Annotated in this window: 18 protein-coding genes, 1 tRNA gene and 2 pseudogenes; 7 read left to right on the forward strand and 14 right to left on the reverse strand. The window is 59.1% G+C overall.

Annotation, left to right across the window (positions count from 1 at the left end; translation table 11 throughout):
* Positions 1-3: 3 nt before the first annotated feature.
* From tsaD to ACUIAH_RS02835, 12 genes are all read right to left on the reverse strand, one after another.
* Positions 4-1047: a tRNA (adenosine(37)-N6)-threonylcarbamoyltransferase complex transferase subunit TsaD gene (tsaD, locus tag ACUIAH_RS02780; RefSeq protein WP_445341337.1), complete on the reverse strand. Its 1044-nt coding sequence runs from the start codon at positions 1045-1047 to the stop codon at positions 4-6.
* On the reverse strand, positions 1040-1552 hold the full coding sequence (rimI, locus tag ACUIAH_RS02785) for a ribosomal protein S18-alanine N-acetyltransferase (protein WP_445341338.1): 513 nt from the start codon (positions 1550-1552) through the stop codon (positions 1040-1042). Before rimI ends, tsaD begins: the two co-directional genes overlap by 8 nt.
* On the reverse strand, positions 1549-2337 hold the full coding sequence (gene tsaB / locus ACUIAH_RS02790) for a tRNA (adenosine(37)-N6)-threonylcarbamoyltransferase complex dimerization subunit type 1 TsaB (protein WP_445341339.1): 789 nt from the start codon (positions 2335-2337) through the stop codon (positions 1549-1551). Before tsaB ends, rimI begins: the two co-directional genes overlap by 4 nt.
* Complete coding sequence (gene tsaE, locus ACUIAH_RS02795; RefSeq protein ID WP_445341340.1) at positions 2334-2936, reverse strand: tRNA (adenosine(37)-N6)-threonylcarbamoyltransferase complex ATPase subunit type 1 TsaE; 603 nt, start codon at positions 2934-2936, stop codon at positions 2334-2336. The genes tsaB and tsaE overlap by 4 nt, the downstream gene beginning before the upstream one ends.
* Entirely contained in the window at positions 2933-3910 is a 978-nt protein-coding gene (holA, locus tag ACUIAH_RS02800; RefSeq protein WP_313836397.1) for a DNA polymerase III subunit delta, read from the reverse strand. Before holA ends, tsaE begins: the two co-directional genes overlap by 4 nt.
* Positions 3911-3938: 28 nt before the next feature.
* Positions 3939-5432 carry a ComEC/Rec2 family competence protein gene (locus tag ACUIAH_RS02805; protein ID WP_445341341.1) on the reverse strand — a complete coding sequence of 498 codons (1494 nt, stop codon included), beginning with the start codon at positions 5430-5432 and terminating at the stop codon, positions 3939-3941.
* A gap of 413 nt (positions 5433-5845) precedes the next feature.
* Positions 5846-6511 (reverse strand): ComEA family DNA-binding protein, encoded by a 666-nt coding sequence (locus tag ACUIAH_RS02810; RefSeq protein WP_445341342.1) that lies wholly within the window; start codon positions 6509-6511, stop codon positions 5846-5848.
* A gap of 100 nt (positions 6512-6611) precedes the next feature.
* Positions 6612-9581 carry a leucine--tRNA ligase gene (gene leuS, locus ACUIAH_RS02815; protein WP_445341343.1) on the reverse strand — a complete coding sequence of 990 codons (2970 nt, stop codon included), beginning with the start codon at positions 9579-9581 and terminating at the stop codon, positions 6612-6614.
* 75 nt (positions 9582-9656) lie between these two features.
* Positions 9657-10487 (reverse strand): glutamate ABC transporter substrate-binding protein, encoded by an 831-nt coding sequence (locus tag ACUIAH_RS02820; RefSeq protein WP_445341344.1) that lies wholly within the window; start codon positions 10485-10487, stop codon positions 9657-9659.
* A 9-nt stretch (positions 10488-10496) separates the two neighbouring features.
* A complete protein-coding gene (locus ACUIAH_RS02825) occupies positions 10497-11447 on the reverse strand; it encodes a magnesium transporter CorA family protein (protein WP_024627661.1) in 951 nt (316 codons plus the stop codon).
* A gap of 106 nt (positions 11448-11553) precedes the next feature.
* Entirely contained in the window at positions 11554-12369 is an 816-nt protein-coding gene (locus tag ACUIAH_RS02830; protein WP_445339966.1) for a DUF1287 domain-containing protein, read from the reverse strand.
* Between the two features lie 5 nt (positions 12370-12374).
* A complete protein-coding gene (locus ACUIAH_RS02835; protein ID WP_445341345.1) occupies positions 12375-13400 on the reverse strand; it encodes a D-2-hydroxyacid dehydrogenase in 1026 nt (341 codons plus the stop codon).
* 213 nt (positions 13401-13613) lie between these two features.
* Here ACUIAH_RS02835 and ACUIAH_RS02840 point away from each other — a divergent pair.
* Positions 13614-13686, forward strand: a tRNA-Ala gene (locus ACUIAH_RS02840).
* 119 nt (positions 13687-13805) lie between these two features.
* Here ACUIAH_RS02840 and ACUIAH_RS02845 read toward each other — a convergent pair.
* Positions 13806-14970 (reverse strand): annotated as a pseudogene (locus ACUIAH_RS02845) (IS1249 family transposase).
* Positions 14971-15519: 549 nt separating this feature from the next.
* On the opposite strand from ACUIAH_RS02845, the gene ACUIAH_RS02850 reads away from it, so the two are divergent.
* From ACUIAH_RS02850 to ACUIAH_RS02865, 4 genes are read left to right on the forward strand one after another with little or no spacing between them, the layout of a single operon-like run.
* A complete protein-coding gene (locus ACUIAH_RS02850) occupies positions 15520-16038 on the forward strand; it encodes a class III lanthionine synthetase LanKC N-terminal domain-containing protein (RefSeq protein WP_141650093.1) in 519 nt (172 codons plus the stop codon).
* Between the two features lie 11 nt (positions 16039-16049).
* Positions 16050-16748 (forward strand): ABC transporter ATP-binding protein, encoded by a 699-nt coding sequence (locus ACUIAH_RS02855; RefSeq protein WP_045924347.1) that lies wholly within the window; start codon positions 16050-16052, stop codon positions 16746-16748.
* A 47-nt stretch (positions 16749-16795) separates the two neighbouring features.
* The gene (locus ACUIAH_RS02860; RefSeq protein ID WP_045924218.1) at positions 16796-18241 is read left to right on the forward strand and encodes an FtsX-like permease family protein; all 1446 of its coding nucleotides are present in this window, start codon (positions 16796-16798) and stop codon (positions 18239-18241) included.
* A gap of 8 nt (positions 18242-18249) precedes the next feature.
* Positions 18250-19608 carry an ABC transporter ATP-binding protein gene (locus tag ACUIAH_RS02865; RefSeq protein ID WP_101433109.1) on the forward strand — a complete coding sequence of 453 codons (1359 nt, stop codon included), beginning with the start codon at positions 18250-18252 and terminating at the stop codon, positions 19606-19608.
* Here the strand turns inward: ACUIAH_RS02865 and ACUIAH_RS02870 are convergent.
* Positions 19583-20745 (reverse strand): annotated as a pseudogene (locus ACUIAH_RS02870) (IS1249 family transposase). The gene ACUIAH_RS02865 and the pseudogene ACUIAH_RS02870 overlap by 26 nt on opposite strands.
* A 316-nt stretch (positions 20746-21061) precedes the next feature.
* On the opposite strand from ACUIAH_RS02870, the gene ACUIAH_RS02875 reads away from it, so the two are divergent.
* Together ACUIAH_RS02875 and ACUIAH_RS02880 are read left to right on the forward strand one after the other, a co-directional pair.
* The gene (locus tag ACUIAH_RS02875; protein ID WP_045925197.1) at positions 21062-21574 is read left to right on the forward strand and encodes a hypothetical protein; all 513 of its coding nucleotides are present in this window, start codon (positions 21062-21064) and stop codon (positions 21572-21574) included.
* A gap of 22 nt (positions 21575-21596) precedes the next feature.
* Positions 21597-22043, forward strand: a complete 447-nt coding sequence (locus tag ACUIAH_RS02880) for a hypothetical protein (protein ID WP_015022033.1) — start codon at positions 21597-21599, stop codon at positions 22041-22043.
* Positions 22044-22104: the final 61 nt, after the last annotated feature.

Here is a 22104-nt window from a genome sequence, read left to right on the forward strand (position 1 = left end):
CGATTACATGAGAACCCGATCCATGGGCATGGCCGAATCGATGGAGAAGTCAGGAGCGGAGGGGGACAGTCCGGCCTGGACCAGATTGACACCCAGCATGGCCACCATGGCGCCATTGTCCGTGCACAGGTTGATCTTGGGAATGCGGACTTTGATGCCCTCCTGCTCGCCGAATTCCTGGAGCTTGCCACGTAGCTGCGAGTTGGCCGAGAACCCGCCGCCGACAATCAGGGTATCAGTGCCGAACCTGTGGCAGGCGGCCATGGCCTTGCGGGACAGGACGGTGGCTACGGAATCAGCCAGGGAGGCGCAGACATCATCCACGGGAATGTCGAGCCCGGCCTGCTGTCTGCGTTCGACCCATCGAGCAACGGCCGTCTTGACCCCGGAGAAGCTGAAGTCATAAGGATGCTCGGCTCCGGCCCGGCCCTTGGTCAGCCCCTGGGGCACGGCGATGGCATGAGGATCGCCCAGACGGGCGTGGCGGTCGATGTGGGGGCCGCCCGGATAGGGGAAGCCGAGCAGACGGGCGATCTTGTCGAAGCACTCTCCCGCCGCGTCGTCCAAGGTGGTGCCCACCACCTGGACCGATCGCGCCAGATCATCCACATGCAGCAGTGAGGTGTGGCCGCCGGAGACGATCAGGGCCAGGGCATTCTGAGGGAAGGGGCCGAACTGGAGCTGGGTGACCGCTATGTGTCCTATGACGTGGTTGATGCCATACAAGGGCTTTTTCGCCGCCCAAGCCAGCGCCTTGGCACCGGAAACGCCTACAGCCAGGCATCCAGCCAGTCCGGGACCAGCCGAGACCGCTATGGCATCCACCTGGGACAGGTCCATATCCGCATCCTTCAGGGCCTTGGAGACGACCGGCACAAAGGACTCAGCATGTGCCCGCGAGGCGATCTCGGGGATGACACCACCATAGCGGGCGTGCTCGTTCATGGAGGATGCCACCACGTTGGACAGCAGCCGGTTGCCCTGAACCAGGGCGGCAGCGGTCTCGTCGCAGGTGGATTCGATGCCCAGCACCAGTGGCTCACTCATGGTCAATGATCCTTTCCTGTCCTTCCGAAGGCTTGTTGCTGACAAAACCCACCGGACCCGGTCCAATCGAACTCAAAGATCTGGTCATAGCCCAGGCATCCACGTCTTGAGGCTGATAGTAACCCTTGCATAGACCGGCCTGTGAAAAGCCAAAGTTCTTGTAGAGGTCAATGGCCGCAGGGTTATCTACGCGGACCTTCAGGTTCATGCGTTGCAGACCCTCGCGATCGGCTCCGGTAATTATCCTGGACAGCAGAGATCCTGCAATGCCGCGATGCCGGGCTTCCGGCAGCACCCCGATAGTCATCAGCTCGGCATCCCTTTCGCCTGACCAATAGCCTCCGTAGCCCAGGATGGCACCCTGGTCTTCCCAGACCAGGTAGGTGCGTGAAGGCGCAGACAACTCGAACAGCAGCTCCTGCCGGCTCCAGGCCTGGTCGCCGAAGACGCACGATTCCAGATCAACCAACCGGTCCAGATCCTCCAAGACCGCCCCGCGAATCATGATTGGACTGCCACATGCTTAAGCGGATTGGGCACGGAGACATCCGGCCGGCGAAGATAAAGTGGCTCCACCGGGTCGATCAGCCCATGCTGGGCACGTCTGGTAGCGCAAGCAGCCATCAGGCCTGTCCCCCGTGTCCGATCCTCCAGGAAGGATCCTTCGTCCAGCACAACCCGCATATCGGAATGCTGATCCAGACGCTCCCACTGGTCGGCATAGCGGGTGGCTCCATGGCCGCTGATGACCAGAGTGACAGGGTCCTGATCCATAGACTCCCGCTCTTCCGCAATGGCCGCGATCTTCTCACAAATAGCCGCCGGATAGTCGATGCTCATTTCGGTCAGCGGCCGTGCCGGAGCTTCTGCGCCACCGAAGTCGTCAAAGAGACGGTAATAGAGCTGCCGCCGTCGAGCATCGTTGACAGCCAGAACCAGAAGCCGTGCATGGTCTTGGCCCTGCTGCTTGAACCTGCTGTAGGCATAGCGGGCCTGCGGCTCCAGGATGTCCTGTCCCAGCAGACGGGCACCCGTGGTGAACGCCAGGGCTTTGGCGGTGACGATGCCTGCCCGCAGACCGGTGAAAGGCGCAGGCCCCAGTCCCACTACGATGGTCCGCAGATCGTCTGCAGACAGCCCAGCCTGGTCCATGACCTTGGCGATATTGACCTGGAGGCGTTCAACGTGCGAGCGCGAGTCGGTCTCGATGCACGGCTCCCGCCCTGGCAGCCCCACAGTCGAGCCATATGAGGTATCGATCACCAAAAGGGACGTATCGGTCCAGCTCATGCCGTCATCGCCTTTCTCAGCTGATCCATTCTATTGGCCCATGACGGACCCACTCCACGCAGACGTACCATACGCTGACCCTGGGAGCTGGGTGGCGCCTCAGGATCTTCCCGGGGATCCACGTGTCGGGCGATTCTCACTTCCAGACGTTGATCGGCCAGGGCAGAGGCCATCTGCTCGCCCCATTCCATCAGAATGATGGTCCTTTGGCCCGGGTCTTCCAATTCCTCATCCAGACCAAGGGACTCCAGCTCGTCCAGGAGCCGATCCACGGCATCCTCGCCAGGCAGATAGCCCTGTCCGCCCAGCCGGTAGGCATCCACATGGATCAGGGTAACCGGCGAGCCGTCGGACAGATGGCCATGCAGCTCTCTTGCGATGGTGAAGGTGGGCGAGACCACAGGGCCGTCCACTCCAAGTCCGTGGCCCAGCCCCTGGGCCAGCGTGGTCTTGCCCGCACCCAGAGGCCCGGACAGGAGGATCACGTCCCCGCCTTGCAGACACGAGGCCAGGTTTCTGCCCAGGCCTTGCATGTCCTCGCCTGTAGGCACAGCCAGTTCAAATCCATCCCGTTGCCGGGCACTGACCTGCAAGCTCATGCCAATGTCCTTCCCTTGGCGGCGATCAGCTCCACTGCCCGTTCCAGGGCATAGCGGGCGTCGCCGCTGCTGGTCTTGCTGATCTCATCAGCTCGGGCCAAGGCCTCGATGCAGGCCGCCAGGCCGGCGGAGGTCCATCCATGCAGCTGTCTCTTGGCCTCCCGCAACTGCCAATAGGCAGCCTTGGCCTCGGCTGTGGTAATGGATCCCGACTCGATGGCCGCCTCCTTGCCCAGCGTCCGCAGCTTCAGGGCCAGTACGCCAATCAGGGATACTGGTTCGTTGCCCTGCTCCAGGGCTGTACGCAGAGCGACGACGGCTTGGGCCGGACTGCCGGCGAGGGCCCTGTCCGCCACCGCGAAACCGGATACAGCCGGGTTATCGGTCAGATAACGGTTGACGATCTCCAAGGTCATGGGATCCTGGTCGAAATCGAAGCAGAGCTGGGAGCACATGGCAGCCAGTTCCGGAGTGCGCTCGCCCAGGACATCAACCAGGCGCTGGGCCGCCCGTGGCTGGATGCGGCGCTGATGGGCTTTGAAACGCCCGTAGACGAAGTCGACCTTGTCGTCGAACTTCTTCAGATCCGGCATCCGCTCCGTCACCGCTCCGGCCCGCGCCATTTGGTCCAGAAGCCTGCGACCCCGGTTGCCCCCGTCATGACGTGCGATGACAATGCTGGATCCGGCCCCTGCGCTCTCACGGCAGAAATCGATCAGAGCCTGGCTCAGGGCTTCATCAGCCGCCTGCAGATCATCCAGACAAACCACAGACGTCTGACTGAGCAGGGAAGGTCCGACCGCCTCCTGAAAGGCGTAAGCGTCGCAGTCTGACGCGTCCAGCTCAATGTATTCGCTGTCCGGATGGGCGGCGCATGCCTGCGCGCACAGCTCTTTGAAACGCTGAGCGTTGAGGAAGGGATCGCCGCCGACCACCAGATGGACGGAAGGGTTCTCCTGCTGAGCTTTGGTCATGACTCAAATCTCCCTTCATCGCTGGACATTAACCTGGGTCGTTTTTGAAGACCAGCTGGGCTAGAAGGCCATAGGTCTGCCGCAGCCAGCCCTTGGCTGACAACCAGGCCGACGGCCGGAATGGAACCCCCGAATTCGCCCCTGTCACAGCCGGCCATGAATGGTCCCGGCCCCGAGCACGGATGAATCGCATCAACCGATGATCAATCAGGGCCATGAGACCCAGACCGACCAGGCAGGCGCTGCCGACCGGCCCCGGTGGCCAGGCCGCCGGAGCAGCCGCTTCGCCCAGCCAGGTGGCGGCAAAAGCCATGACTCCGGTACCCAGGGAGGTCAGTTGGGCCAGCAACAGACCCACTGGTGGCCAGAGCCAGGAGGTGAGCAATGCCAGCAGGCCGGTCACTGTGGCAGCGTCGACCACAGGGGTGACCAGCAGGTTGGCCAGTGGAGCCAGTAGAGGCAACCCAGGACTCATCAGCACCTGCACGGGCATCGTACCGGCCTGGGCGCACATGGTCGTGGCCAATGGACGTGCCAGGAATGCCGGCAGATGATCCTCAAGGAGGGCCGACAACCGCCGGTTACCCAGGCCGATGCCCAGCACGGCTCCACAGGAGAGAGCGAAGCCGAAGCTGGCAGCCATGGAAGGTCGCAGGATCAGAACCAGCAGGACGCACCAGGACAGCGTGTTCAATGACTGGGCAGGCCGAAAGGCGGCCAGAGCCAATGCCGAAAGAAGCCCCATGGCCTGAGCTCGCAAGACAGAATCCCCGGGAACCATCAGCATGCCCAAACCCAGATAGGCGGCAGACAAAACCAAGGCCATCAGCAAGGGCGGCGAGCGCAGGGCTCGCATGATCCTCACCAGCAGCGAGGCCAGGATCATGAAGTGCCCGCCGGAGACAGCCATCAGGTGCAGGATGCCCGATGCCCGGAAGTCCTGGGTCAGACGGGTTGCATAGGCGGGCTCCACTGCCGGTCTGCCCAGGGAGCCATCCGATCCGGGCAGGGCCTGGTTGCCTAGGATGCCCATGGTCAAACCCGGCACCAGGATCCTTCCCTGATCGTCCAGTCTGCCGGTCTGTTCGAGAAAGGACCTTTGCATACGGGCGATCAATCGTCTACAGGGGCCTGGCGGCTCGACCTGTTTTGTGCCGTCTTCCACAGCCAACCAGGGAATAGGACGGCCGTAAGCAGGGGGCTCCAACAGGCCCCGCGCAAGATACAGCCCGCCCTGTTGCAGCAGGCATGATCGGCTTCGAGCGAAGAGCATGATCCGTTCATCGGAAGGCATGCGCACCCCGGCCACAGTCACCCATTGCAGCCTGACCTCAGCCTGACAGTCCCAGCCTCGCCGAGAGGATGCACTCATAGGGCCCACAGCCCGGCCACGAATCTCGGCCAGCGCTTTTCCCTGACGGATCTGCCGGGCTGCCGGCCCGCTGCGCGCTGACTCATGACCGACTGCGGCGGCCAATGCTGCAGTCAGAGCCACCGCAGCCAAGACAGCCAAGGTCGGCACGGTGGGGATACACGGAAACTCACAACCTTGGGGCAGGCGGTTTCGTGGGCATGAGCGAGAGGGGTGACACAATACCTGACCCTTGCAATCGGAGTTCTCTGCAGCGACCAAGCAAACGAGTTTGAAGGCAAGCAGGACCATTGCTATGAGTAATGGAAGCGCCAAGACAAGCGGCATCAACCAGACCGACATGCCCGTGCCCCCACCAGCTATGCCACCTCTGGACTCCCCTGCCGTCTTGGACCAGCCGCCGCTTTTGGCTGACCCGGCCACGGATCCGCCCATGATGCGGTCCAGAAGCCACGGGACCAGCAGGGCAATCGCCCAGGCCAGACAGGCAGCGGGGAGCATACGAAGATTGCGATTGCCGTTTTCTCGATCAGCAGCAGGACGATCTCCTGCCCGGCCGGCCATCATTGCGCCACCAGATATGGGCGCAATCGGGCCAGGGTCTTGGCACCGATGCCGGGGACATCCAAAAGCTGATCGACCGAGGCGTAGCGACCGCCGATAGCACGACGATGCTCCAGTATTTTTGCTGCCGTGACCGGTCCGATTCCCTTGACATTCTCCAGATCCTCTTGGCTGGCGCTATTGAGATTCACTCGGCCAGTCTGATCTACTGTTCCCTCGGAGGTGCTGGTGGCCGGAGCAGCAGAGGGATTGCCCGCCCTTTCACCATGCTGAGCGGAATCTGAGACCGAGTCAGTATGCTCGCTGCCTTCGTCACCATGGGTGTTCCGACTGGGATCGTTTCCTGAAACATGCTTGCTTCGGTGTGCAGCACTGTTGGCATCGCCGTTTGCCGGAGTCGATGACATGCCCCCGGATCCGTCGACTGCTACTCCTGCAGCCAGCGCCCGTTCCTGCTGGACCAGCAGGGTCAGGCTGACAGCAAGGGCAACCACCAGCATAAGAATGGCTGTCAAGGCCTGAAGCGGGGTAAACGACCAGACGGGCCGATTACGCCGAGTCTGGGATTCGGCCATGCCTTCGGCTGACCCCTCTGACCGGGCAGATTGATTCAGAGCCAGAGCCTGCAAGGGTGGCGCCGGCGGCTGGATGATGTTGATGCTCATGGACCCAGCCTGGCATGAAAAAGCCCCCCGATATGAGGTCGAGGGGCTATGTGGTCGAAGGTCATCGCCTGTCCACAGCCTGGCTGCGGGCAGTGCAGGGTCAGGCTGGCACGACCGAAACGATCTTGGGCGCCTTGACGATGACCTTGCGAGGCTCCTTGCCGCCCAGCCGTTCCTGAACGGCGGGCAGTGCCAGGGCCATGGCCTCGAGCTGGTCGGGCGCGATGTCGGGGCTGACCTGCAGCTTGCCGCGGACCTTGCCCTTGATCTGGACCACGGCGGTGACCGTGTCCTCGCCAAGATAGCGATCATCCCAGGTCGGCCACTGGGCATGCGCCAGGGATTCCTTGTGACCCAGTCGGCTCCAGAGCTCCTCGCAGATATGTGGGGCGATGGGCGAAAGCATGAGCACCAGTGGCTCAACGGCTGCCCTGGGCGTCGGATTCAGCCCGGTCAGATGATTGTTGAGCACGATCATCCTGGCGATGGCTGTGTTGGGACGCATGGCCTCCATCTCCACGGTCACGTCGTGGATGGTGGTGTTGAGCAGCTTCAGGGTCTTCTCGTCGGGCTCACCCTCGTCCAGGGCCACCTCACCTGTCTGCTCGTCCACCACGTTGCGCCAGAGCCGCTGCAGGAAGCGCATGCCGCCCACCACGTTGCGCGTGTTCCAGGGCCTGGACTCGTCCAGGGGTCCCATGCTCATCTCGTAGAGGCGGAAGGTGTCGGCCCCGTAAGTGCGGTACATGTCGTCCGGAGTGATGATGTTCTTGAGGCTCTTGCCCATCTTGCCGAACTCGCGGTTGACCGGCTGCCCCTGCCAGGTGTAGCTGACCTTGCCGCCCTCCTCATGCTCCTCCACCTCGGCGGCGGGCACGTACTGGCCGCGCTGGTCCGTGTAGGCGTAGGCCTGGATCATCCCCTGGTTGAAGAGCTTGTGGAAGGGCTCCTTGGACGAGACATAACCCAGATCGTAGAGGACCTTGTGCCAGAAGCGGGCATAGAGCAGGTGCAGCACGGCGTGCTCCACGCCGCCCACGTAGAGGTCGACGCCGCCCGACTCACCGGCCGTGGCGTTGTGCCTGGGCCCCAGCCAGTAGTCGTATTCCTCCGGATCGACCATGTGCTGGTCGTCCTTGGGATCGATGTAGCGCATGTAGTACCAGCAGGAACCGGCCCAGTTGGGCATGGTGTTGGTGTCCCTGTGGTAGACCTTGGGGCCGTCGCCCAAGTCCAGGGTCACGTTCACCCAGTCCTGGTTTCGGCTCAGCGGTGCCTCGGGGCTGGACTGGGCATCCTCGGGGTCGAAGGTCTTGGGCGAATAGTCGGGCACGTCCGGCAGGGCCACCGGCAGCTGGTCGTCGGGCAGCAGGTGGGGCAGGCCCTGGTCGTCATAGACCACCGGGAAGGGCTCGCCCCAGTAGCGCTGACGGGAGAAGAGCCAGTCGCGCAGCCGGTAGGAGACCGTCCCATGACCGACTCCCGCCGACTCCAGCCATGCGGTCACTTTCTCGATGGCCTGGTCAACCCGCATGCCGTCCAGGCTGAGCGGATCGCCAGAGGCCTGGGTGGCCTGGACCGAAGAGTTGACCACAATGCCGTCGTGGGAGACGAAAGGCGCCTTGCCCCGATAGTCGTCCAAGGTCTGTCCGGAATCGGCCAGCGGGCTGACCGTATAGACGACGGGCAGACCATACTTGGCGGCGAAGTCGTAATCGCGCTGATCGCCGCCTGGCACAGCCATGATGGCTCCAGTGCCGTAGTCCATCAGCACGTAGTCAGCGGTGAAAATAGGCAGCTTGGCCCCGGTGATGGGGTTGAGCGCATACAGTCCGGTAAACAGGCCGGTCTTGGCCCCGCCCTCGTCCACGCGATCCTTGGCGGTTTTGGCCTCGGCGGCCCTGCGATAGGCCTGCACGCCCTCCGCAGGATTGGCATAGCCGCCCTTCCACTGCTCAGGCACATCCTCAGGCCACTCCTGGGGCAGGTGCTGCAGCAGGTCGTGCTCGGGAGAAACCACGGCGAAGGTGGCGCCGAAAAGCGTATCGGGGCGGGTGGTGTAGACCTCCATAGTCTGATCGCCGTCAGGGCTGGGCACGGTGAAGTCCACCGAAGCCCCGTGCGACTCCCCGATCCAGTTGCGCTGCATGAGCTTGACCTTTTCGGGCCAGTCCAGAATGTCCAGATCCTCCAGAAGCCGGTGACCGTAGGCGGTGATGCGCATGGACCACTGCTTGAGCTCACGCTGGTAGACCGGGTAGTTGCCGCGCTCGGAGCGCCCCTCAGCGGTCACTTCCTCGTTGGCCAGGACCGTGCCCAGCCCGGGGCACCAATTGACCGGCGAGCGCGAGATGTAGGCCAGGCGGAAGTCGTTGAGCACCTCGGAGCGCTCGGCATCGTCCAAATCATCCCAGGAGGCATCGGGATGACCGGGGATGGCCTTGCTGCCGGACTTGAAGGCTTCGACCAGTTCGCTGATAGGCCTGGCCGAGCCCGTCCCCCCGTCGGCTCGACGGTAGTCGGGGTCGTACCAGGACTCGTAGATGCGCGAGAAGATCCACTGGGTCCAGCGCACGTAGTCCGTATCGATGGTGGCGAAGGAGCGGCGGTCGTCGAAGCTGAGCCCCAGCCGGTGCAGCTGCCAGCGCATGTTGGCTATGTTCTGCTCGGTGGTGACCCGGGGATGCTGGCCGGTCTGGACCGCATACTGCTCGGCGGGCAGGCCGAAGGCATCGTAGCCCATGGCGTGCAGGACGTTCTCACCCTTCATCCGGTGGTAGCGGCTGACCACGTCGGTGGCGATGTAGCCCAGGGGGTGGCCCACATGCAGGCCCTTGCCCGAGGGATATGGAAACATGTCGATAACGAAGTAGGGACTGCGGCCTCCGGCGTGATCTCCCTGGGCATCGGTCAAGTCGCCCTTGGTGTTGGCTGCCCAGAAGGTGCCCTCCTTGTCCCAGCGCTTCTGCCAGTGCTCCTCGATGGTCTGCGCCATGGCGGCATCGTAGCGGAACTTGGGCTGATCGGATTCCTGGGTCTGCTGATGATCCCTGTCTTCATTCGCGTTCATATGGTGAATTATCGCCATTCACATGGACACGGCCGAGCCAGTGTCCAGCATCCGTCATCCTGGCGGAAGCCTTGCTCAGCGATCGCCGGGCCGCAGCGTGCGGGCGGCGGCATCAATGGAATAGCCGATGGACTTGGAGGCCCGGCCCAGGGCGGCCTTGAAGGACCCGTCCCGCATCATCCTCTTCAGGGCCTGGTCGATGACGCCCACCAGCTCCGGATCCCCGTGGGGCACGCCGATGCCGTAATGTTCGTTGGAGAAGGGCTTGCCGACCAGGCGCAGCTGGCCGCCGCCGCGAACATGAGCCAGGCCGGCCAAGGCAAAATCGTCGCCGCTGGCGGCATCCGTGTCCCCGCTGAGAAGGGCCGTGACGCACTCGGGGAACTCCTCACGCTCCTGGACCTGGGCTTGAGGGGCCAGCGAGCGCACCAAGGCCCCGGAGGTGGACCCCGCTGCCACGCAGACCCGCTTCTGGGCCAGGTCCTCCACCCCGGCGATGTCATTCTGCGTTTGACGAACCAGCAGATCCTGCCCTGCAGCCAGGTAGGGCCCGGCGAAATCCACCAGCTTCTGCCGATCCTGGGTGATGGAGTAGCCGGCCACGACCATGTCCACCTGGCCTTGTTCGAGCATGCGCTCGCGGTCTGCAGGCTTCACCGGGCGGAAGACGATCTGCGACTCGGCGTATCCCAGCTCGTGGACCACGTACTGGGCCACATCCACATCCAGACCCCGGTACTGGCCGGACTGGGCGAATCCAAGCCCGGGCTGGTCGAAGGAGATGCCCACGCTGATCTTGGGCCCGATGGAACCCGCCCGGTAGCGATCCTCCTGACGGCCGCACCCGCTCAGGGGCACCGCCAGAACCAGTGCCGCAAGAGCCGCCGCAATCCTGCGTGCAAACATGATCGACACCTACTTGAACATTCTCGAGCGTGTCAGGAACCAGGTCACCAAGGCGGTCACCAGACCCGAAAGAATCACCACGACCGCGAACCCCCAGGGTTTGTCGGTGAAGGGCATGCCGAACATGCCCTGGTTGAAGTTCATACCATACATGGAGAAGATCAGCGTGGGCACCGACAGGCTGATGGAGATGATGGTGAAGATCCTCATCACATTGTTGACGTTGTTGGAGACGATGGAGGCGAAGGCATCAGTCATGTTCGAAAGCACACTTGAGTAAATGTTGGCCATCTCGATAGCCTGCTTGTTCTCAGTAATCACGTCGCCCAGAAGGTCCTCGTCGTCCGGGTAGCGCTTGATCCGCTCCAGGCCGGTCAGCTTCTCCAGGACGATCTCGTTGGACTTGAGGCTGGTGGCGAAATAGACCAAGGTCTTGTTGAGCTCCAACAGCATAAGAATCTCGCGGTTCTGCATGGAGTGGCGCAGCTTGAGCTCCAGCCGGTCCGACTCGCGGTCGATGATGCGCAGGTAGCGCAGGTAGAGGGTGGCGTTGCGATAGAGGATCTGCAGGATGAAGCGGGACTTCATAAAGGTGTTGAAACCCCGGATGGTGCCCTCCATGAAGGGGTGGAGCAGGACGGTGTCCTGCATGCAGACGGTGACGATCAGATCCTCGGTGACGATGATGGACAGGGGGATGGTCTCGTAGTAGTCCCGGCCGTCGCGTTCCTCGGCCCGGGGGATGTCGACGATGACCATGGTGTACTCGTCCTCAACGTCCACACGCGAGCGCTCCTCATCGTCCAGGGGGGCACGCAGGTCAGCCAGGTCTATGCCGGTGGTCTGGGAGACGTTGGCCAGTTCTACATCGGTGGGCGCCGATAAGCATATCCATGAGCCCTTGGAAGCCTTGCCGATCTGCTCGATCTGCCCGTTCATGGTGCTGAATACTCTCATCATCGCCATCACCGCCTCTCGTGCTCGAACCTGGCCGACGTGTCTGGCCGAACCGATAGTAGCAGATAACCAGTTGCCGCCGTGTTCAATTCCGCAGGGTAGTCCCTGGTCATCCCCGCCATGGCCGCAGGACGGCAGGTTGGATTTTGGAGGCGTCGAAGCGAAAATGCCCGGTGATGGGACGGTGGCCTGGCGAGCCCAGGTAGTCGTTCTCCCTGTCGCGCTGGCCCATGTTGTGCAGAAGCAGGGGAATGCCCCGGCTGTCCCTTCTGTCGGAGGCCATGCCGATGTGCCAGGAGGTGTCGAAGATGACGATGTCGCCCTGCTGCCACTGGTCGGTGGCCGCAGTGTCGTTGGTCAGACGCTGGGCATGCCGGGACAGGAATACGCCGAGGACGTTGGTCCGCCTGAAGTCGATGTTCGGATCCGGGCTGTTGATCACTCCGGCGTAGGCCCCAGGAGACGAGGCGATGTCGGCGTCGACCATGGCTTTCAGATCGTAGCCGGCCTGCCGGAAGGCCCTCCAGATCTCGTCGGTGCAGGCGCCGCGGTCATCGGGGGGATAGCCGCCCTGGTAGTAGCCGCTGTCATAATGAGGATGGCGGCGGGCCTCCTGATGGGCTCCACGCACCATGGCCGTGTAGTCATCCACGCCGTCATGGTTGTAGTCCACAGGCGAGGTCAGAGGCGAATGGGCCGCGGTCTGCTCTGGAGAATACCCGGCCGGGCCGTGAGAAGCGGTCCTGGGGCCGTTTGCTGAGGAGTTTTGATTGTCTGAATGGCGAGCAGGCCCGACGCCCACCAGCCTGCCAGCCAGGGCCAAGGAGCCCGCCACAATCAATGCAAGCGCCAGCAGGACGGCCGCCCACCGCAGAACCATTGTCCGCCGATGACGGCGGCCGCTGCGGTTTCGTTCTGTAGACACAGCGGTCACCTCATCCGGTTGCGCAGGGGCCTGCCATCCATGAATCGATGAAGGTTATCCAGGCAGATTTCCCGAACCTTGTCCATGTTGGAGGGCAGGTGGGCTCCCCCGGCCACATGCGGGGTGAGCAGGCAGCGTGGTTGCCTCCAGAGTGGGTGGTCTTCAGGCAGGGGCTCCGGTTCGGTCACATCCAGACCTACACCGAAAATGCCGTCATTATCCAGGGCTTGGGCCAGAGCCATGCAGTCCACGGCATCTCCCCTGCCCGCGTTGATCAGCACGGCGGTGGACTTCATCAATGCAAGACGATGGTCATCGATGATGTGCCGGGTCTGCGGCGTTGAAGGCAGGGCCAGGGCCACTACATCCATCTCAGGCAGCAGGGCATCCAGATCATCAAAACCAGCCAGACGGTCGAACCCCTCCACCGGCTGGTCGGGATGGCGCCTGATGCCGATGGTACGAGCGCCTACGGCCTTGGCCAGACGAGCGAAGGAGGTTCCGATATCCCCTGTGCCTAAAACCAGGACCTGGCAGCCATGCGGCGAAAGGACGGCCCCGCGAGGTTCCCAACGGCCCAAACGCTGATTGTCCCGGTAGGCCGGCAGGTCCTTCATCAGAGCCCACATCATGGCGAACATGTGCTCGGAGACCGACTGCCCGTAAGCGCCTGAGGCACTGGTCAACATGGCGTCCGGAGGCAGAACCCCCGGTTTCATGTAGGCATCCACACCCGCGCTGCTGGTCTGCAGCCAGACCAGGTTACGGCAGGCAACCACCTGCTCGGTCGGCGGATTACCCAAAATGATCGTGGCCTCCGACCGGAGGGATTCAGGGACATCGATGAGCCAATGCATGCTCTGCCGCATGTCCGTGTCGACAATGAACTCCTGACGAACGCCTGGAGCCGCCTGGAGGAATTCCTGTCGTTCACTCTGGTCCAAGGGCAGGCAGTTGATGATGAGCTGGTCCCCAGGATGGTTCTCGTTCCGCTTTTCAACCCGCACTTTGGCATCGTTTTTGCCGGTCATGGTCCGCCGCCTTTCCGTTGCTGCCGACCCCCTTGGTCGCCCCTTGTTCATCATGCTAGCGCACTTGCAAGCTCAGGAATGACTCCAGACCATTCGAGGATAAAATCCATAAATTAGCTCACAATCCCTGCAATTCCGGGGCAACACACTGAGTTGCTCCATTCGCCAATCCCGGTGTACTATAAGCAAGGCTTCACCAAGCAAGGCAAGCACGGGGCTATGGCGCAGCTGGTAGCGCGTCTCCATGGCATGGAGAAGGTCGGGGGTTCGAATCCCCCTAGCTCCACAGATAGGATCCCGAGGTCACCTCGGGATCTTTTTTCATATCCGGATGCTGACCCATGCGGCCTATAGGAACTAAACGCGTTGTTTTAGGTTCTGTGTGTGGGTTTGGTTGTGTGTTGGTCAGAGTGTGGTGTTGGGGTATCTGACTGGTGTGTGGAACTCGTTCCAGTTGATGGCGGTGCCGTAGTGTTCGGGCTCGTCCTGTTCCTGTCTGGTTTCCCGTTTGGGTGCTGGTTGTGGCTGGTGGTGTTCGTCCCTGATCAGGCTGGCGGGGTCGGGGTTGTCGGTTTTCATGTAGCAGTGCCATTCGCAGGCGCGTCTCATGTGGCTCTCGGGTAGGCCGTGGTGTTGCAGGAGGGTGCGTTTGATGGGTGGGTTGACTCCTCCTTCCAGCCGGTTGGTGGTGCGTTCCACTGGCCCGCCGGCGGTGAGTTCGGGTTCCGGGAAGGCGAAGAGCTGCCTGTCTTGGAAGAGGTGTTCGGGCCTGCGGTAGCAGCGGCGGAGTTCCTGGTGGGTCCACCACCAGGATTGGTGGCTGGCTTTGGGGTTGGCTGGGTCGTCCTTGGCCATGGTGCGTTCGTCGATGAGGGTTTTCCATCTTTCGTGCCAGGCGTTCAAGGCCTCACCCCGACGCACCGCTTCCTCGATGGTATGGACCCGGGTGAGCTGGTCGGAGAGTCGCTTGAGTTCCTTGCCGGCCTGAAGTCGTGGTTTGAGTGTCGGGTCGGTTTTGGTGTTGCGTTGCACGTGCACCAGGCAGCGTTGGATGCGCGTGCCCGGCCAGCAAGGCATGGCAGGCTTTCTGCACGCCGCGAAGGCCGTCGGTGATGAGCACGTCGGGCCCGGGGATGCGGGAGGACAGGGCCGTGCAGGCCGCCGTGTTCGCCTGATGGCACCACTGCCAGTCGATGACCTGGCCCGTCTGCCCGTCGATCGCTATCAGGAGGCACCAGCCGTGTGCCATATACGTGCCGTCGGCCATGAGCGTGTGATGGACCACCCCGTCCGGTGTGATTGCCGGCTTGATGTTCCAGCACCAGCCGACCCGTTTACGCCAGGCCCTGGCGCCCATGGCCCCCATCTGTTCCCGGGTCCTGCCCGTCAGCGGCCGGTCCGGGAACTCCCTCAACTGCGCGGCGCGGGCCCGGTCCTGCCTGCGCGCGGTGGACGTGATCGAGCAGGACGGACACATCCAGCGCTGCGTGCCTGATCTGTTGCGCCCATGCCTGCGCATCCGCCCATGGCATATGGGGCAATGCCTGGCCCTCTTCGATCTGGTTCTCATTCCCCAATCGAACAGGAACGGGCACCCCTGCAAGACCCCTATTAACAACCCGACCTATTAACAACCACCCAACACGCTTACAGCCACAAGGCCAAACCCCCAACATAAACAACGCGTTTAGTTCCTATAGCCCAGAATCTCTGAAGTGGGTGTCACTGCTCCAGGAAATCGGTGCAGACGCAGTCGTTAATATCATTCAGAATGGAAGCCACGGGGGAGGATCAGGTAAGTATAGACGCTGGGAAAAGTTTGCTATGCAAACGGCTTGGTGTCTTGACATCATTGGATGCAGCAATTGAAGGTCCATCTCTACTCAAAGGAAAGTTGCCATCTTAAAAGGCGACGTATGGGTACTTAGCTATCAAAGGCAATGAGCAAGTTATTAATATTCAAGAAGCGAGTTAAAACAGAAGTTGACACTGAACCGGGTTCTGATAATATTACTACAATGCATAGTCCGCAACGATGGGAGACGCATTGATTGGGGAAGCTGTATACATGCGGGCGACGCACCCAGGATCTCCTTTCTTTGTCGATAGCCGTAGTCTCATGGCACATGCCGAAGAGTCATGGGATCCTGAACCTGACTGTCCGATAGGATGGGCTTCAAATAAATCCGTAGTATGGACATATATGCAGCCGACTGCTTGCATAATGAGGACCCACGGATGGAAAATTCATGTGACGGCTTCCCTTGACAATGCACAATCAGTTTTAGAAAAAGTTTCTAAAATCTGTATTTCAGAGCATGTTATGTTCAAATATCTCAGGGATAAACAACAGTACCGATCCTCCAATACCAAATATGCAGGACGCAGCTCTAGTGGAAAATTCATAACCATATATCCCTTTTCTGATGAGCATCTTGAAAGATTAACCCTCAAACTAGAGGAAGCAATAGGCGGTGAACCAGGACCTTATATCCTCAGTGATTTAAGGTACAATAACGGACCTATCTTTTTCAGATATGGGGCGTTTGTTTCAATAGAAATGTCCGATTCAGTACTCGTTGTCGTGGGGCTTTATAATCGCATGAGGTCTGGCGATACTCTGATCTCAGTACCATGAAGGTTAATATTATGCGTGATGGTGTGGTAGTAGCTGAACAGCTAAGTAAGAATTTCGTCTCGGGTGACGGGACTCCCACTGTGGTGTTCAATGATCTTTCTTTTGTTGCTGCTGGTGGTGCCATGACCGCAATTACAGGGCCCTCTGGATGTGGTAAGAGCACCTTGCTATATTGCCTTTCTGGTCTTGAACAGCCATCTCAAGGAAATGTGTGGGTGCTGGGTGAGGAACTAACTAAGAAGAACCAGCGTAACTTGGCTTTGTTTCGCAGATCGCATATCGGGTTTGTGTTTCAGTCCTACAATCTTGTCCCGTCCATGACCGTTCGTGACAATATCCTGCTCCCCTTGACTCTCAGCCATCGCAAGGTCGATCAAGGAAGCATCGATGCCCTCATGGATAAGTTCCACTTGAGCGGGCACGACAATGACGCAGCTAGTTCGCTCTCAGGTGGTGAGCAGCAGCGGGTATCCTTGATTCGCACCTTGGTCGCGGATCCCGATGTTGTGTTCGCCGATGAGCCGACAGGTGCTCTTGACCAGAAGTCCGGACAGTTGGTTTTCTCGCAGTTGCGGGACTTCTCCCATCGACCCGGTAAATGCGTGGTCGTGGTCACACACGATCTCCGCCTGGCCCGGCAATGCGACGTCGTATACACCATGAGTGATGGCGGATTTGTCGCATCAGGGAATGTGGAAGAGCAAGCGTAGTTATTGCCCTGATTCTGTATGGCGATGCGGCGTGAAAGGTGTAAGTCATGAAGTGGGCGTTGAATGATCTGAAAGCCAATAGAGGAATCTGGGCCGGTGTGTTTCTTGTGCTTGTGGTCACGCAGACGATTCTGTGCGCCATGAGTGTATGCAAGGGAATCAATGATCTCAAACATGATTCCCCGGGGGAAGTGGGTGTGGTATCTCACCATCTCAGCACTAACGTGGACTCGGTCTACCAGATAGCAATGGTCCTGGGTTGCCTGGTCATTATGGTGACGATTCAGGCTTCCATAAGGCAGCGGCGGAAGGGACTTGCATTGTTGTCCCTGCTTGGTGCCACACCTAGGCAGGTGCTGACCCTCACCATGGTGCAGGTGTTCGTGCTGACTCTGATCTCCTCCATCGTTGGTATGGCGCTGGCGCCAATTCTTGCCCCACGGATTCTAAAGTTCCAGTTGGAGGCCGTGCTGTTACCGCCGCTTATCACTTTTACTTGGCAGGGTTTCTTAGACTTTGCTTTGAGGGGGCTTGCAGTCGGTTTCATTGTGGCTTTGTTGGGTGCTCTCTTTACTCTGCGTGCTTTGAGGAAAGTGCTTCCGGTTGAGCTGCTGAGAGGTTCAGGAACTGAGGAAGTCCACGTCACGAGAGCTGGGCGCGGTCTGAGGAGATTCCTTATTATCGGTGGTTTCATCGCCCTGCTGGCACCGGCTGTCGCTGCCGTCATCCTGGTGTTGAACGACCCCAAAACTCTGAGTAAGACCCAATTGGGCATCATCATGCAACCCATGTCATTAGGCCCGATCATCGCGATACTGCTGTTTCTGGTCGCTCTGGCCTATTCTGGAGGACCCATCATCCAATGGGCCACCAAAACATGGACGAATCTGGTTCCTGTGCAATCCGATGTCTGGAAGATCGCACGGGCACAAGCCATTGTGAGAAGTCGCGGGAAGGCATTCGGCTCCACCATCATCTCACTGACTGCTTGCCTGTTCCTGCTCGGTGGATTGTTAATCACAGGTCAAACCAGTACTGCTGCCATAAGTGGCTTTCCCCAGTTGAAAGACATGGGATCAGCCACACCGATAGAGCTTATGTCCAGCCTGTGGTCGGCCTTGCTCATTGCTGTAATCGGTGCGGTCGCCAGTTTCGCCATCTCTGCCAAGGAACGCAACCTTGATCTGGCCCTTATCTCCATCGCGGGCGCTGTGCCCGGACAGCTACTTGCCATATCGGCCTTGGATGGTTTCATCCTCGTGACCACCGGTATCCTTATCTCTGCGGGGGCCACCTTGCTCGTCGGAGTTTTCACCGCTGTGACATTCCTCCCTCTTTCCAAGAATCTCTTTGTAGTGGTCTTCCCCTGGAAGTTCTTCATTATCCTTGCTGTGCCCATTATCGCCGCGGGAACACTTTCCACATTTTTCTCTGCACGTTCTAGTTTGAAGCGATCGGCAATTGAAACCGTCCAAACAGCCATAGGCGAATAGCGGAAATCATGTCAACTATGCAAACTCAGCAACGTCAAAAAACCACAATTTTTAATGTATTCAGACTATTGAAACCGCACACAGCTATCACTGTTGTTGTGATGTCTGTGGGTATAGTGTCTTCAGGTCTGGCGTTACTACAACCTCTGTGTGTCAATTATCTTCTACACGCCATAGAACAGAGTCAGAAGTTGGTGAGACCAATTGCAGTCTTGGCGCTTTTGTTTGTAGCAGGCATCGTCCTGGATGGTTTGGGATCCAATATGGCAAACCGCCTTGCGGCGAAAATAGTTTTCGATAAACGTAGCAATCTCATTACCTGTATCCTCGGCCTGCCGGTACAAGAGTATGATAAGAGGGAGTCGGGTGACTATGTCTCAACTGTCATCTCAGATACTAATGAGTTACGCTCAGCCCTGTCATCAGACTTCTTTAAAGTGGCCGCGAATCTGTTAACAGCTTGCGGATCAGCTGTCGCTATGCTGTTCATTGATACCAGACTCTTTGCCGTGGCACTTATAACTTCGTGCACATCCATTCTGTTGATGATTGCTGCTTCTTCTCGTCTGCAGGCCTATACCGAACTGGTACAAGCTAAGACAGCAAGACTGTCTAATGCCATACTGCGATCATTAGCTGGAATTCGCACAATTAAGGCCTTTATGGCAACAGTGCCTGAAACGAAAAGAGTAGTCGGTACCGCAGAAGAAGTGTATCGGGCAACAGTAAAAGTGGCCAACAAGGAAACAATCATTCGGTCCATTGTGAACTGCGCCATACAGCTGACCTTACTAATCGTTTTTTCCTTTGGCGGCGCGGAAATAGCGAAAGGGGATCTTGATATTTCTAATTTCATCTCCTTTTCAATGTATTTGACTATGGTTGTTTCTTCGCTAAGCTCCTTTTCCTCATCTATAACCACGGCTTTCAAAGCTTTAGGACCACTCAGGAGAATAGAAGACATTGAATCTTTGCGCGATAAAAGCGAAACCGTAAGTTCGAGCAATATGCTTTCCCCAGATGGGCATTCCTCGTTTGATACAGCCAACATTACGCTGGAGTTCAAAGATGTATGCTTTTCTTACAATACAGCGGACAAAGATGATGAACGAAATACCACTCTGCAGAACATTAGTTTTAGCGCAGTCCCACACCAAAGAACCGTCATCGTGGGCTCGTCGGGTTCAGGTAAAACTACGCTGCTTTCCCTATTGGAGGCTTTTTATAGGCCGGATTCGGGGCATATCCTATACAACAATGTTGACTCAACTGATTTAAATGGGCCTATAGGAACTAAACGCGTTGTTTTAGGTTCTGTGTGTGGGTTTGGTTGTGTGTTGGTCAGAGTGTGGTGTTGGGGTATCTGAATGGTGTGTGGAACTCGTTCCAGTTGATGGCGGTGCCGTAGTGTTCGGGCTCGTCCTGTTCCTGTCTGGTTTCCCGTTTGGGTGCTGGTTGTGGCTGGTGGTGTTCGTCCCTGATCAGGCTGGCGGGGTCGGGGTTGTCGGTTTTCATGTAGCAGTGCCATTCGCAGGCGCGTCTCATGTGGCTCTCGGGTAGGCCGTGGTGTTGCAGGAGGGTGCGTTTGATGGGTGGGTTGACTCCTCCTTCCAGCCGGTTGGTGGTGCGTTCCACTGGCCCGCCGGCGGTGAGTTCGGGTTCCAGGAAGGCGAAGAGCTGCCTGTCTTGGAAGAGGTGTTCGGGCCTGCGGTAGCAGCGGCGGAGTTCCTGGTGGGTCCACCACCAGGATTGGTGGCTGGCTTTGGGGTTGGCTGGGTCGTCCTTGGCCATGGTGCGTTCGTCGATGAGGGTTTTCCATCTTTCGTGCCAGGCGTTCAAGGCCTCACCCCGACGCACCGCTTCCTCGATGGTATGGACCCGGGTGAGCTGGTCGGAGAGTCGCTTGAGTTCCTTGCCGGCCTGAAGTCGTGGTTTGAGTGTCGGGTCGGTTTTGGTGTTGCGTTGCACGTGCACCAGGCAGCGTTGGATGCGCGTGCCCGGCAGCAGGCATGGCAGGCTTTCTGCACGCCGCGAAGGCCGTCGGTGATGAGCACGTCGGGCCCGGGGATGCGGGAGGACAGGGCCGTGCAGGCCGCCGTGTTCTCCTGATGGCACCACTGCCAGTCGATGACCTGGCCCGTCTGCCCGTCGATCGCTATCAGGAGGCACCAGCCGTGTGCCATATACGTGCCGTCGGCCATGAGCGTGTGATGGACCACCCCGTCCGGTGTGATTGCCGGCTTGATGTTCCAGCACCAGCCGACCCGTTTACGCCAGGCCCTGGCGCCCATGGCCCCCATCTGTTCCCGGGTCCTGCCCGTCAGCGGCCGGTCCGGGAACTCCCTCAACTGCGCGGCGCGGGCCCGGTCCTGCCTGCGCGCGGTGGACGCGATCGAGCAGGACGGACACATCCAGCGCTGCGTGCCTGATCTGTTGCGCCCATGCCTGCGCATCCGCCCATGGCATATGGGGCAATGCCTGGCCCTCTTCGATCTGGTTCTCATTCCCCAATCGAACAGGAACGGGCACCCCTGCAAGACCCCTATTAACAACCCGACCTATTAACAACCACCCAACACGCTTACAGCCACAAGGCCAAACCCCCAACATAAACAACGCGTTTAGTTCCTATAGCCCTATGATGGTGTAACGGTGGTGCTACTGTCACCGTTGATGTAATAACTCAAGAATGATAGTTAGGCCTATCTATCAGTGCAGTATTCCAGTTTTAGCTGGGTTGTCAGAGGTGCCATGGCTGACACCGCTGACTTCGTTATTGGTTATCAAGGATGAATTGACTCAACAAACGGAAAGGGGCTTATGATGAAAGCTCTGAACACTATCAAAAGTAGGTTGCTCGCCAGCGTTGCTGTTCCACTTGCGCTGTCTATGGGAGTCGCCATGGTTCCCAGTCAGGCGATGGCTGCAGAGCCTGTGGATACCGCTTCGACATCTATCGTGAGTCAAGTCACCGATTCGCTGACTCCGAGGGATGTGCTGGAGATAGCGGATACCGCATGGGAAAACGGTGATTATGAAGGTGCTGGCATCCTGACCGAGTATGCATTCTCGATGCATGATGGCACTGCCGGTAATGGCTTCCAATCGAGGAATTGGGCTACGACGATCGCCAAGAAAGCTGTCATTAAGCTTCTGCGCTGGGGAGGTTCCAAGCTTCCTGCCAAGATTGCTCCGTGGGCCGGTCGGATTGCAGACTTCCTGGAAGCCACCGGCGTCTGGACTCATGCCGCTATCGTCTCAGGTTTGATGCAGCTGGGCATCCCTTACGATATTGCTGAATACACGGCGACATGGGTTGATTTGTTCCTCTGATTCATGGAGAGAGGGGTGAGCGATGAGTGACCGTGGACGATCAGACCATGTAACGGTTTCGGATGCGATTACCGGTGTTGGTTTTTTCGGAACTGTGTTGTTGGGTTTTGTCTTTCCTTTTGCGGTCGGCATTGGTGTCACTTATCGCTTGCTCCCTTTCGGTGGCGTTCGTTCCTGGGTGCATGGGTGGCGTGGGGTTTTGGGTACCATCGTTATCTTTCTGTTGTGGTTCTTTGGTACCTACATAACTGATGCGTTGGTGGATGTGTTGTTTAGCATGAGCAGTCACAAGGTCTTGAAGAAGCTTGTTAGCGAAGTTGTGAGTTTTGTGTTTCTCATGGGGTTGATGGCCTTGGCCTTCAGCAGGTGGGAAGCCATGGCGCTCTCATCTTTGATAACTGAGGTTCTCACCATTCTCATCTCCCTACTCGTCATTCATGCCGTTGATGCTGCAGACAAGCATGATTAATCTAAACAACGATCATTCCTAGGGAATGAAGCGGATTCGAGTGCCCCTTTTATGGGGCGGG

Source organism: Bifidobacterium sp. ESL0820, assembly GCF_052606235.1.